Genomic DNA, 14,680 nt, shown 5'->3' with positions numbered 1-14,680 from the left:
TTGCAGAGGGGGAGTTACGGATGAGTAAAGGGCTGGAAATTGAGAAAATGTCCCATTTGACGCCTTTACAGGAAGGCATGCTGTTTCATGCGCTGATGAATCCCGATTCGCACGCCTACCTGGAGCAGGTGAGCCTGTCCATACGCGGAGATCTGGATGTGCAGGCGCTGGAAAGGAGCTTCTGCCTTCTTGTGAAGCGGCATGAAACGCTCCGTTCGAATATGTATCACAAAAATGTCGCGAAGCCCCGGCAAATCGTATTCAAAGAACGGGAGGCTTCTGTCTTTTTCGAGGATCTGGCCTTGTTACCGGACAGCGAACGGAATGCCGAACTTGAATCGTTGATCCAAGCCGATAAAAATCGTCCTTTTGACATAAGCAAGGAACTGCTGGTGCGGTTAACTGTCCTTCGGACAAGCCGGCAGGAATATACGCTGCTCTTCACGTTTCACCATATTATCATGGACGGCTGGTGCATCGGCATTGTGCTGGAAGAGCTTCTCAGTTACTACGAAGCCGAAAAAAACGGACGGCAAGCGTCCCTTCCTGAGGTCCGGCCCTACAGTCTTTATGTGCAGTGGCTGCAAAAGCAGGATCAGACGGCTGCATCGGATTACTGGCGGGCTCTGCTGGAAGGCGTGGAAGAACCGTCGGGATTGCCTGGCAATACCGTGATATCCGGCGGTAAAGGCTACCTGCCGTCGGAGCGGAAGTTTACGGTCGGGGCGGATACGGCCCGCCAGCTCCGCGGCATTGCGGAACGCAGCGGTGCGACAATCAGCAGCTTGTTCCTGGCCGCGTGGGCACTCATTCTCGGACGCTATAACCGAAGCGAGGATGTCGTTTTCGGGACTGTCGTGTCAGGCAGACCGCCGGAGATTGAAGGCATCGAGCGGATGGTGGGTTTGTTCATTAATACGGTTCCCGTGCGGATCTCGCTGCAGTCGGACAACACGTTTACCGGTTTGTTGAAGGAAGTTCAGCGGCAGACGGTTCAATCACGTGCGTACGACTATTATTCACTGGCGGAAATCCAGGCTCAATCGGCCTTGAAACAGGATCTTATCGGGCATATCGTCGTATTTGAAAATTATCCGCTGCAGGAGCTGATCGGTCAGGAGGATTTGGAAAACCGGCTCGGATTCGCTATTACGGAGGCGGGATTATCCGAGCAGACTCCTTACGATTTCAATATCGAGGTAGAAGACGGGGATGTTTTAAACATTACGCTTTCCTATAACGGACACACATACGGCGAAGCGGAAATCGTGAGAATTCAGGGGCACTTGGAGACGGTTTTGGGCCAAGCCTCCAGCCAGCCGGAAAAAATCGTCTCCGAATTCACTCTTTTGTCCGAGCCGGAGCGAAAAGAACTTGCGGAAGTATGGAGCGGTACTTCGGCCTCTTATCCGGAAGGGACGTTTCATGAGCTTTTCGAGGCACAGGCGGTACAAACTCCGGACAAAACGGCGGTCGTGTACGAAGAGACCTCGCTGACCTACCGGGAGCTGAATGAGCGGGCGAATGTGCTGGCGCGTATTCTGAGAAAACAGGGCGTGAGGCCGGACAGTCCGGCCGCCGTTCTGCTTGAGCGCTCGGCTGATATGGTGACGGCAGTTCTCGCCATTCATAAAGCGGGCGGTGCCTATATACCGATCGATCCGACTTATCCGGCAGAGCGCATTGCATACATGCTCCGCGACAGCGGTGCTCAGGTACTGCTTACCCAGGCAAAATTGACCGGTCTGCTCCATGGAGCCGACTATCTAGGAAGTATTCTCGATATGCAGGGTTTTCTGGAAGCCGCAGAAAATCAAGGTTTTGTAAAGCCTTTACAAACGGGGGCGAAAGAGGCCTCGGATTCAGGCGAGGAGAAGGCCTGGCTTTCCGGCTTGAGCCCGGAAGAAGCGGTAAGCAACCTTGAGCCGGTCAATAAACCCGATGACCTTGCTTATGTGATCTACACGTCCGGAACGACGGGCAATGCCAAGGGTGTGATGATCGAACACCGGCATTATGTGAACACTTCGTTCGGATACCGGTACGGGTATCGTTTGGGGGAATTTGATGTAAAACTCCTGCAGATCGCGAGTTTTTCGTTTGACGTATTTGCGGGCGATCTCGCACGGACGTTCGTGAACGGGGGAACGATGGTTATTTGTCCCCAGGAGGTGCGGATCGATCCTTCCGCGCTGGCGAGTTATCTGGAAAAACACCGGATCACGGTGTTCGAATCTACGCCGGCTCTCATTTTGCCGCTTATGGAGCACGTGCACGATCATGGGACGGACATCAGCGCGATGAAGCTGCTGATCACGAGCTCCGACAGCTGCAGTGTGCACGATTACCGGACGCTGCTGTCGCGTTTTGCGGGAAGCATGCGGATCATGAACAGCTACGGTGTGACGGAAGCGGCCATCGATTCGAGCTTTTACGAGGAAGCTGCGGAAAAGCTGCCGGAATCCGGCAACGTTCCAATCGGCAAGCCGCTGGGAAATCACCGCTTCTACATCGTGGATTCCGCACTGCGGCCGGTTCCCGCCGGGGTGGCGGGCGAGCTCTGCATCGGCGGAGATTCCGTGGCTCGCGGATATCTCAACCGGCCGGAGCTGACGGCCGAGAAGTTTGTCCCAAGCCCGTTTGCGGGAGGTGGACGTTTATACCGGACGGGAGATTTGGCCCGCTGGATGCCTGACGGAAGCGTCGATTTTATCGGCCGGATCGACTACCAGGTCAAAATCCGCGGATACCGCATCGAGCCCGGCGAGATAGAATCGGCGCTGCTGAAGCTCGAAGGAGTCGCGCAGGCCGTTGTCACCGACCGCACGGATTCAAGCGGGCACAAGTATTTGTGCGCTTATGTGGCGGGACATGCCGACGAGGCCTGGCTGCGAAAGCGGCTCGCCGCGGAGCTGCCGGGCTACATGGTTCCGGCCCATATCGTGCGGCTGGATAGCCTGCCGCTTACGTCTAACGGCAAGATTGACCGCAAGGCTTTGCCTGCGCCGAGCGGGGATCCGGCGCCGGTGTCGGCTTACGCCGCACCGCGCACTTTAACGGAAGCACAGCTCGTGGAGCTGTGGCAGGAAGTGCTCGGCGTCAAAACCGTCGGCATCGACGATTCGTTCTTCGAGCTAGGCGGGCACTCGCTCAAGGCGGTTCTGCTCATCGGCCGCATCGCCAAGCAGTTCAGCGTCGAGGTGCCGCTGCGGGAGGTTTTCGCCCATCCGACCGTGCGCGGACTGGCCCCGTTAATCGCCGGTTCGGAGGAAAGCGCCTTTGCGGACATAGAACCAGTCGGCGAGAAGGAATACCATCCGGTATCGCCGGCTCAGAAAAGACTGCTCATTATCGACCGTTTGGGAGACGCGGAGAGCGCTTATAACATGTGCGCCGCGCTGGAAATGACAGGTCCGCTTGACAGAGAGCGGCTGGAAGAGGCGTTCCGGACGATGATCGGCCGCCATGAGTCCCTGCGAACGTCTTTTGCCGTAATCGACGGAGCACCCGTGCAGCGTATCCACGAAGCGCTGGATTTCCGGGTTTCCTACCGCGAGCTGGACTCGGAAGGGCACCACGAAGCCCGCGCTGAAGCCGCCACGGCATCTGTAAGCGGGCTCACGGCAGAAGCCGAAGCCGTCTCAGGCGGTGTGCAAGTCGGAGCGAAGCAGCCGGATTCGGTGCTGGAATCTCTTATCAGGCCATTTATCCACCCGTTCAATCTGGAGCAGGCGCCTCTTATACGTGCGGAGCTGATCAAGCTGGAAGAAGGAAGGCATCTGCTTCTGGCCGACATGCACCACATTATTACCGACGGCATCTCGATCGAAGTGTTTGTAGAGGAGTTCAGCCGTCTTTATGCCGGCGAGACGCTTCCTCCGCTCCGCATCCAGTACAAAGATTTTGCCGCGTGGCAGAACGGGCAAATCGCCCAAGGGGCGGCCGAGAAACAAGCCGCGTACTGGAAGGAGCTTTTCGGCGGCGGAGAAGACGTGCCTGTTCTGGACATGCCCGCGGATTATATCCGGCCGGCGATCAAAAGCTTTGAAGGCGACAGCCTGACCTATGAAATCGACAGCGGACTGACCGCCGACTTGCACCGCTTGTGCGCCCAGACGGGGACGACCTTGTACATGGTCCTTCTCGCTGCCTTCAATACCCTGCTTCACAGATACACCGGGCAGGAAGATATTGTCGTAGGATCTCCGGTGGCGGGCCGCCCGCACCCTGATCTGGAGACGATGCTGGGAATGTTCGTCAACACGCTGCCGATGCGGAACTTTCCTTCCGCCGATAAGCCGTTTACGCATTTTTTGAAGGAAGTAAAAGACAGAGCGCTGCATGCCTACGAAAATCAGGATATTCCGTTCGAGGAAGTCGTCGAGCGTCTGCAGCTGCGCCGTGACGTGAGCCGCAATCCGCTGTTCGATGTGATGTTCGTCCTGCAGAACACCGGCATGAACCAGTTCCAGTTTGACGGGATTACGTTCCGGCCGGTTGAGTTCGAAATGGGGATCGCGAAATTCGATCTGACGCTGAGCGTCGAAGAGTTCCCCGATAGACTCGGCTTATCGTTCGAATATGCGGTCAAGCTGTTTAAGCGGGAAACTATCGAGAAGCTGAGTCGTCATTTCCTTAATATTCTTGAAACCGTCGTCCGCAATCCGCATGTGAATCTCGCCGATATCGAGCTGCTGACCGAAACGGAAAAACACCGGATTATCGTGGAATTTAACGATACGAAGGCCCTGTTCCCGGAAGATAAAACGATCCACGGGTGGATCGAGGAGCAGGCCGCGGAGGATCCGGACCGGATTGCCGTCGTTTTCGGCGGGAACCGGCTCACCTACGGGGAATTGGACGAGCGTGCGAACCGCCTCGCCCGTACTCTGAGGGCCAAAGGGGCGCGGACAGACGGAGTTGTCGCCATTTTGACCGAGAGATCGGCCGAAATGATGATCGGTCTCCTTGCCATCCTTAAAGCGGGCAGTGCGTATTTGCCGGTCGATCCGGCTCATCCCCGTGATCGGGTCGGCTTCATGCTGGATGACAGCGGAGCACGTATCGTGCTTACCGTATCGAAGCGGGCCGAGCAACTGCCTGCCGGGTACGAGTGCATCCTGCTGGATGAGGAGAAGTCTTATCATGAAGATTTCAGCCCGCTGTCTTCCGAAGGAGCGGCAGGGCCCGGAAATCTGGCTTATGTCATTTATACCTCGGGTACGACCGGCAATCCGAAAGGCGTTATGATCGAGCACCGGGCGCTGGTGAACCGAATTCACTGGATGCAGAAAAAATACCCGATCGGCCGCGACGATGTCATTTTGCAAAAAACGCCTTACAGCTTCGACGTATCCGTATGGGAGCTGTTCTGGTGGGGGACACAGGGCGCACGAGTCGTATTCCTGGCTCCCGGCGGAGAGAAAGAGCCGCAGCTTATTGTGGATGAAATCAAGCGAAGCCGCGTGACCACCCTGCATTTCGTTCCTTCCATGCTGTCTGTCTTTCTTGATCATATCGAGCAAAACCGGCAGGCGGGAGACTTGGGCTCGCTCCGTTATGTTTTCGCCAGCGGGGAGGCGCTTCAGGCCCAGCATGCAAACCGGTTTAACCGGCTGATCGGCACTCCGGGCGGTGCCGTACTGGCCAATTTGTACGGTCCTACCGAAGCGACCATCGATGTGACGTATTTTGACTGTCCGCGAGGTCAACAGTTGGAGCAGGTGCCGATCGGCAAACCGATTGACAATACGGAGCTGTTCATCGTGGACGCCAAGCATCAAATCCAGCCGATAGGCGTACCGGGGGAACTTTGCATCGCCGGAACGGGCTTGGCCAGAGGTTACCTGAATCGTTCCGAGCTGACGGCGGAGAAGTTCGTACCGATCCCGCACCGCCCCGAGGCGAAGATGTACAAAACGGGAGACCTGGCCCGTTGGCTGCCGGATGGCAGTGTGGAATATATCGGGCGGATCGACCATCAGGTCAAAATTCGCGGCTACCGGATTGAATTGGGTGAGATCGAAGCGAGGCTTTTGAACCGGGACGAAATAAAAGAAACGATTGTAATGGACCGGACGGACGCGAACGGACAGAAATATTTGTGCGCCTATCTGGTTTGCGCGGAAGATGCGGAGCTGACGGTTTCCGAGATTCGCGGCGGACTTACCGAAAGACTGCCGGATTATATGATACCCGCGCAGTTCGTTTTTCTGGATGCGATGCCGCTCACAAGCAACGGTAAAATCAACCGCAGGGCCCTCCCGGAACCGGACGGCTCGGTTAGGCTGACGGCCGATTACGTCCAGCCGGAAACGGAGATGGAACACACATTGGCCGAAATCTGGCAGGACGTGCTGGGAATCAAGAAGGTGGGAGTGCGCGATAATTTCTTCGAACTGGGCGGCGATTCGATCAAAGCTCTGCAGATTGCCGCGCGTTTGAACGGCAGAGGGCTCAAAATGGAGCTGCGGGATTTGTTCCGCCATCCACAGATCGAGCTGGTGATTCCTTATATCCAGGTTGTGCAGCGGACAATTCCCCAAGGGATCGTCCAAGGGCAGACGGAGCTTGCTCCTATTCAGCGGAGATTTTTCGAGCGTCACCATACGGACCGGCATCATTATAATCAGGCCGTTATGCTGAAAAGCAAAGGCAGGTTGAACGAAGAAGCGCTTCGCCAGGCTTGGGATAAGCTGACCCTGCACCACGATGCGCTCCGCACCGTATTTCGGCCTACGGAAGAAGGTAGCGTTACAGCTGAAACGCGGGACTGGAAAGAGGGAGAGACATACGAGCTGCTAGCCTATGATCTTACTCTTGCGCGAGAACCCGGCCCAGAGATCGGGACGCTTGCGGATAAGCTGCAAAGCGGATTCGCGCTGAATCGCGGCCCGCTTGTGAAGCTCGCTCTTTTCCGCACAGCCGAAAGCGACCATCTTCTGATCGTTATTCATCATCTGGTTGTCGATGGAGTTTCCTGGAGAATCCTGCTGGAAGATCTGGAAACCGCCTACGGACAAGCACTGGACGGCCATGCCGTTTCACTTCCGGCCAAAACCGATTCCTACCGCGAGTGGGCTGCCCGGCTGGCGGAATATGCGAACAGCAGCCGCGCTCAATCGGAACTGAGTTATTGGTCCGCTGTCTCATCGCAGATTCCGGATTCGCTGCCGTACGATAATAAGATAGCTTCGGATAAAGTCGAAGACGGCAGAGACTTTGAAATCGAGCTCGACCGCGACAGCACGGAAAAGCTGCTTAAACACGCGCAGCAAGCCTACAACACCGAAATTAACGATCTGCTCCTTACGGCGTTAGGGCTGTCCTTCCGAGAATGGAGCGGACTTTCCCGGATTGCCGTCAGCATCGAAGGGCACGGCCGGGAAGAAATTATGAAAGATGTGGATGTATCCCGTACCGTCGGCTGGTTTACCGTCATGTATCCGTTTGTGCTTGATATGAGCGGTCAGGGAGACCTGGGGCATCAGATCAAGCTGGTAAAGGACGGGCTGCGACGCGTACCGAACAAAGGAATCGGCTACGGCATTCTGCACTATTTAACAGAAGGTATCAATCTCGAGGAACTCCCTTTCGCTTTCGAAGAACCGCAAATCAGTTTTAATTACCTGGGACAATTCGACGGCGAGGGTGACGGCGGAGCAAGATTCGGACCTTCCTCTCACCAGTCAGGCGATGAAATCGGCGGTGGCAGCGAGAGACCGTTCGCTTTCGATATCAACGGGCAGGTCTTGGATGGAGTTTTTCGCTTAACCTTCAATTACAACCGTCATCAGTACCGGGACGACACGGTCGAGAAGCTGGCAGGAGGATTCAAGAAATACCTGCTGGAGCTGATCCGCCACTGCTGCGAAAAAGAGACCGCCGAGCAGAGCCCGACCGACTTTACTTACCAGAACCTGTCCATCGGACAGTTCGAGAATATGGCGGCCCAGTTGGCCGGCAAACTAAAGCTTTAAAAACCTTTGGTCCTCCCCGTTTCACCGCTTAAGGCGGACATACGCTTCCAGGCTGTCCTGCGGGACGGCCGGAAGTTTAAAGGAGAGTGAAATTGTGTCTCAAGTGAAGATTAAGGACATCTATCCGCTGTCCCCCATGCAGGAAGGCATGCTGTATCATTCCATGCTGGATCGGGATTCCGAAGCTTATTTTCAGCAAAATATCATTACCGTCGGTGAAGTGTTGGACCGTGAGCTGGTTCAGAAGAGCCTTCAACTGCTTATAGAGAGATACGATATTTTCCGCACGGTGTTTGTATATAAAGAAACGGAGCGTCCTCTTCAGGTAGTGCTTCAGGAGAGGGAGGCGCCTTCCGTCCATACGGAAGACGTTAGCGGCTTGAGCGAGGCTCGCAAAACGGCTGCGCTTGAACAGTTTACCGGAAGCGACAGGACGAACGGTTTCGATTTGGAAAAGGACGTTCCCCTTCGTCTGGCTTTATTTAAATGGAGCGAGACTACCTGCAAACTCGTATGGAGTTTTCCCCATATCGTTATGGATGGCTGGTGCCTCGGCATCGTCGCCAACGATTTTTTCAGCCTGTATACTTCGCTTCGGGACGGAATTCGGGCCAACCTGGAGCCGGTGTATCCGTTCAGCAGTTTTATCCAGTGGCTGGAAAATCAGAACAGGGAAGAAGCCGCAGCTTATTGGAGCAAGTACTTGGATGGCCTGGAAAACGAAACGACAGTTCCCGGGTTCAGCCGGGCGGAGGGTAACACCCCTTTCCGGCTTGAACATCATTCTTTGAAGCTGGACGCCGCACTTACACACAAGATGGAGCAGATCGCAAAGCGCCAGCAGGTTACGGTAAGCACTGTCTTCCAGACCGCCTGGGGTATGCTTCTCCAAGGGTATAACAACAGCACGGATGTTGTGTTCGGCACCGTCGTTTCGGGCCGGCCCGAAGAAATTAAGGGTATCGAGAACATGGTGGGGCTGTTCATTAATACAATTCCATTACGCATCAGCGGGGAGAAGAGCGAAAGTTTTGCCGCCTTATTGAGCCGTGTGCAGAGCGACTGGATGGAATCCAACGCGTATTCTTATCTTTCGCTTGCGGACATCCAGGCGCAGTCCCAGTTAAAGCACAATCTGATCCGTCATCTCGTTGTGTTCGAAAATTATCCGATATCCGAAGAACTGATCGGAACCGGAGATGAAACCGGAGGAAGCCGGCGGACAGACGGGGAACCGGCCCAAAACAGCCTGCGCATCACGGAAGTGGACGGCTTCGAGCAGACGAACTATGAGCTTACGCTGACGGTAATACCGGGACGAGAGCTTGAAATCAAATTCAGCTTTAATGCGGAGAATGTTGAATATGCGGGAATCCGCGCGATTGCCGGGCATCTGCACCAAGTGCTGGAGCAAATTACGGAAACGCCTGACATTCCGTTGGACAGCATAAATCTGCTCACGGATGAAGAACGCGGCCAACTGCGTGCGTTTAACGACACGGGTGCTTCCTATCCTGCCGAGAAAACCATGCACGGCTGGTTTGAACTTCAGGCAGCCATGACACCGGAAAAAATCGCCGTCATATTCGGCGAGAAGCGTCTTACGTACCGTGAACTGAACGTGCGCGCCAATCGTCTCGCCCGGCAGCTGCGCTTAAAGGGCGTGGAGCCGGACTCAGTGGTCGGTATTCTTTGCGAGCGGTCCATCGAGTTGATGGTCGGGCTGCTGGCCATATTGAAGGCGGGCGGGGCCTATCTCCCGATTGATCCGGGGCATCCGCAGGAAAGAATCGATTACATGCTTGCCGACAGCGGGGCTGTTCTTGTACTCGCGCAGAAGGATCTGTTGGAACGTGCTCCGGCCGGCGCAGAAACTGTCGAGCTCGATGCTGAAAATCTTTTGACGGGTGACGGAAGTAATCTTTCTCGCGGATCGGGACCGGAGCATCTAGCTTATGTCATTTATACGTCAGGTACGACCGGAAATCCGAAGGGGGTCATGATCGAGCATCGCGCCCTGATCAACCGCCTTCACTGGATGCAGAAACGCTACCCGTTGGACGAAAAAGACGTCATCTTGCAGAAAACGCCTTACAGCTTCGACGTATCCGTCTGGGAGCTGTTCTGGTGGGGGGCGTACGGGGCTAAAGTCGTTTTTCTGGAACCGGGCGCGGAAAAAGATCCGGCGCAGATCGCAAGGGCTATCGACAAGTACAATGTGACGACGATGCATTTTGTGCCTTCCATGCTATCCGTTTTTCTCGACCATGCGGAGAGCCGGCTGGAACCGGGTGCTCTGGCTAGTTTGCGCTATGTATTCGCCAGCGGAGAAGCACTCAATCCTCAACAGGCGAACCGGTTTAATTCGCTGTTTTACCGGACCAACGGCTCTCGGCTGATCAACCTGTACGGACCGACGGAAGCGACCATTGATGTTTCCTATTTTGATTGTTCCTTTGGAAAAAATCCGCTGGATCGCGTGCCGATCGGAAAACCGATTGATAATATCCGACTCTACATTACGGATAACGCGGGCCGCCTCCAGCCTGTCGGAGTTGCGGGCGAGCTCTGTATCGCAGGTACGGGTTTGGCCAGAGGCTATCTAAACCGGCCCGAACTGACAGCTGAAAAATTCGCGTCAGCGGATTTCGATCCTTCCGGCCGCATTTACAAAACAGGTGATCTGGCCCGATGGCTCCCGGACGGCAACATCGAGTATCTCGGCCGGCTTGATCACCAGGTCAAAATCCGTGGCTACCGGATCGAGCTGGGCGAAATCGAAGCGGCGCTGCTCCGGCATACGATGGTAAAGGAAGCACTCGTGATGGACCGGACCGACGGACAGGGACAGAAGGTGTTGTGCGCCTATCTCGTTTGCGGTCCGGACCCGGCTCCGGAAACGGTACTTCTGAGGGAGTCTCTTGCAGCAAAGCTTCCAGGGTATATGATTCCTTCTTATTTCGTATTCCTGCCGGAAATGCCGCTCACATCCAACGGCAAAGTGAACCGCAGAGCGCTTCCTGCACCGGACACGGTTTGGGATGAAAGCGGGTATATTCCGCCCGAGGGCGAAATGGAAGAAGCGCTTGCCGCCATCTGGAAGGAAGTGCTAGGGGTGGAACACCTCGGTGCCGGCGATTCGTTTTTTGACCGGGGCGGGCACTCCCTGAAAGCGGCGCTGCTGGTTTCCAAAATTCATCAGCGGCTGCAGGTTGATCTACCACTGCGTCAGGTGTTCGAGTCGCCTACGATCCGTTCGATGGCCGAGGCGATCCGCAAGGAAGCCTACTCGGCTCATCAAGCTATCGAACCTGCCGAACCACGAGACGTTTATCCTGTCACTTCGGCGCAAAAAAGATTAATGGTGCTGGATCAGCTCGAACAAGAGAGCACGGCTTATCATATTCCGCATGTGCTGATCAGCCGGGTTCCATTGGATCGCAGACGCCTCCAAACCGTTTTTGAGAAGTTGATCGCCCGCCATGAGCCGCTCCGTACTTCCTTTGAGCAGATTGAATCCGATATCGTTCAGAGAAATCACCCGGAGGTGGTTTTTGAAGTAGAAGAAGTCTCTTTGTCAGGAGCGGAGGTACCTTCCTTAACGGAACTTGGCGGAAGCGGGGAAATGAAGGAGAAGAGCGGGATTGAGGAGATTCCGGCATTTTCAGGATTATCGGAGATTTTGAAAACCGCTGAAGAGATCGCGCTGGAAAATACGGGCGGTAACGGAGCGAGCGATCATCCGGAAAATCGGACTGTGGTACAAGATATCCTTACACCTGCCGAGAAAGAGGCGCTTGACCGGGTTATCGAAGGGTTCATCCGTCCTTTTAACCTTGCGGAGGCTCCGCTCATTCGAGTTGGAGCGGCGGATCTGACCTGCGGGGGAACGGCGCTTCTAATCGATCTGCACCATATTATAGCCGACGGTGTTTCCATGGCGGTTATTGCCAATGAATTTAACCGGCTTTATGCCGGAGAAGAGCTGGCCCCTCTTAAAATCCAGTACAAGGATTACGCCGTCTGGCAGCAAAAACGCAGCTCCAGTGGCGTTTTGGACGCCCAGGAAGCTTATTGGACGGAGAAGCTGAGCGGCGAGTTGCCGGTTCTGAACTTCCCGACCGATTATATGCGGCCACCGCTCCAGAGCTTCGAGGGAGACCAGTTTGTCTTCACGCTCGAATCAAGTGAAACCAAGGTATTAAAGCAAAGGGCAGCCCGTGCCGGCGTGACCTTATATATGGTCCTGCTCGCTTCATTCAACACGCTGCTGCATCGCTATACGGGACAAGAAGACATTATTGTCGGATCGCCCGTCGCCGGAAGGACGCATGCGGATTTGCAGCCGCTGATCGGGATGTTCGTCAATACGCTGCCGATGAGAAGCTTTCCCGCCGGGGATAAAACGTTCAGTCAGTTACTTGAAGAGGTCAAGCAAACCGCGCTTCAAGGGTTCCAGAACCAGGAAATACCCTTGGAGACGATTCTGGACAAGCTGTCTCTCAAGCGCGATTTAAGCCGCAATCCTTTGTTTGATACGATGTTTATTTTTCAAAATCTCGGTATCGAAGAGATCGGCCAGCCGGGTGAACTGTTCCAGTCTTACGAGTTCGGGCATGCGGTAGCGAAGCTGGATCTGACACTCCAGGCGGAAGAAAACGAAACCGGCGGCATCGATTTCCACTTCGAATATGCAACCGGCTTGTTCAGAAAAGAAACGGTTCAACGGCTTGCGGGTCATTATCTTCGCATACTGGAGGCTGCCGTTCGCAATCCGGACATTAAACTGTCGGCAATCGATATGCTGGAAGAACGGGAACGACACATGCTTGTGGAGTCATTTAACGATACGGCCGCTGCATTCGCCTATGAAAAAACGATTCACCGTCAGTTTGAAGAACAGGCAGCCTTGACTCCGGACGCCCCTGCTTTATTGTTCGGGGATCAGGTCTTCACTTATCGGCAGCTGAACGAAAAAGCGAATTCGCTGGCCCGCACGCTGCAAAGTCACGGAGTCGGACCGGACCGGCTCGTCGGGCTGCTGACGGAGCGCTCTCCTTCGATGATGATCGGCCTCCTGGCTGTTCTGAAAGCGGGCGGCGCCTATGTGCCGATTGACCCCGATTTCCCGGCGGCACGCGTTACCTACATGCTGGAAGACAGTGATGCCCGTGTGCTTCTGACCGAGGGAGCCCTGGCGGAAGGTTTACAGACTGTGGATGCGGTCATCTCCCTCGATGAGGAAGGAGTTTACAGCGGCGAGACCGGCAATTTGGAGCCTGCCAGCGAACCTCATCATCTCGCTTACGTCATCTACACGTCGGGCTCGACGGGGAATCCGAAAGGGGTCATGCTTCAGCACCGTTCCGTATCGAACTTTTTTACCGGGATGCGGGAAAAAATCGAATTTGTCCCCGGTCGTAAAATTTTGGCTTTAACGACCGTATCTTTCGATATCTTCGTGCTGGAGACGCTGCTTCCACTCACCTGCGGGATGAGCGTCGTCCTTGCGGAAACCCTGCATCAGACGGAACCGGGAGCGCTCAGCGGCCTGATTTCCGTTCACGGTATGGATACGCTGCAGATTACGCCTTCGCGCCTTCAAATGCTGCTCGGGAGCCCTGAAGGGGCCTCAAGCCTGCAGAACGTCCGCAATATTCTCGTAGGCGGCGAGGCTATGCCGATTGCGCTTCTGCGTTCACTGCAGGAATTCCCGGATTTGAACATTTTCAACATGTACGGACCGACGGAAACGACGGTTTGGTCTGCCGTGCAGAACCTGACGAATGCCGCCTCCATCGATATCGGCAGGCCCATCGCCAACACGCAGATTTATATTGTCGACGCCGGAGGCAAGCTGCAGCCTGCCGGAGTGCCGGGCGAGCTCTGTATTGCGGGCGAAGGACTGGCACGCGGGTACTGGAACAGGCCTGATCTGACGGCGGAGAAATTCGTTCCCTGCACGTTCGGCAAAGGCGGGGGGCGCATGTACAAGACAGGCGACCTTGCCCGGTGGCTTCCGGACGGCAGCCTCGAGTTTCTCGGACGTTTGGACCACCAGGTCAAGGTCAGAGGGTATCGTATCGAACTGGGCGAGATCGAGACCGCTCTCGTCCGTCATGAAGCCGTGGAAGAAGCTGTCGTCCTCGCCAGAGAGGATGTTTCCGGCGGACACACGTTAACGGGATATCTCGTTGTGAAAACGGAGATTCCGGCATCGGAAATCCGTACCTTCCTTGGACAAAGCCTGCCGGATTACATGATCCCGGCCGCATTCGCCCAGCTTGAGAAGTTCCCTTTGACGCCGAACGGAAAAACGGATCGCAAAGCGCTGCTCGGCCTGGATGCCGTGCAAACTTCCGCAGCGGATTACGTTGCTCCCGGAGACGAGATCGAGGAGCAATTAGCCGCCATGTGGGCAGGCATTCTGAGTGCTACCAGGGTGGGAGTTCACGATAATTTCTTCGAGCTCGGCGGACATTCGCTCAAAGCGTCTTTGTTCGTTGCCCAAGTCCGTGAACAATGGGGAATCGAGCTGGAGCTGCGCCAGCTTTTCCGGCAGCCGACTATCGCGGAGATAGCAGAGCATCTCCGGAAGGAATTGGATGAGATTCGCAGGCTGGAGGAAATTTTACGGGAAATTGAAGCGCTTGAACAGGTGTAGAGGGTGCAGACGGTACAGACCAGGAGAGGGGAGTGCG

At 55.4% G+C, this 14,680-nt stretch carries 2 protein-coding genes; both read left to right on the top strand.

Annotated elements, in window-relative coordinates:
* Positions 1-20 precede the first annotated feature (20 nt).
* A complete protein-coding gene (locus AC2TF6_RS16285; RefSeq protein ID WP_491307645.1) occupies positions 21-7,979 on the top strand; it encodes an amino acid adenylation domain-containing protein in 7,959 nt (2,652 codons plus the stop codon).
* Between the two features lie 94 nt (positions 7,980-8,073).
* Positions 8,074-14,643 carry an amino acid adenylation domain-containing protein gene (locus AC2TF6_RS16280; RefSeq protein WP_491307644.1) on the top strand — a complete coding sequence of 2,190 codons (6,570 nt, stop codon included), beginning with the start codon at positions 8,074-8,076 and terminating at the stop codon, positions 14,641-14,643.
* Positions 14,644-14,680 lie beyond the last annotated feature (37 nt).

The sequence above is a fragment of the Paenibacillus sp. JNUCC 35 genome, from assembly GCF_058269095.1.
Note: the sequence above shows the minus strand (reverse complement) of the source record. Positions and strands in the feature narration are given on the sequence as shown.

Coding starts and splice junctions, on each gene's coding strand:
- AC2TF6_RS16285 (WP_491307645.1), top strand. CDS start 21: ATGAGTAAAGGGCTGGAAATTGAGAAAATGTCCCATTTGACGCCTTTA.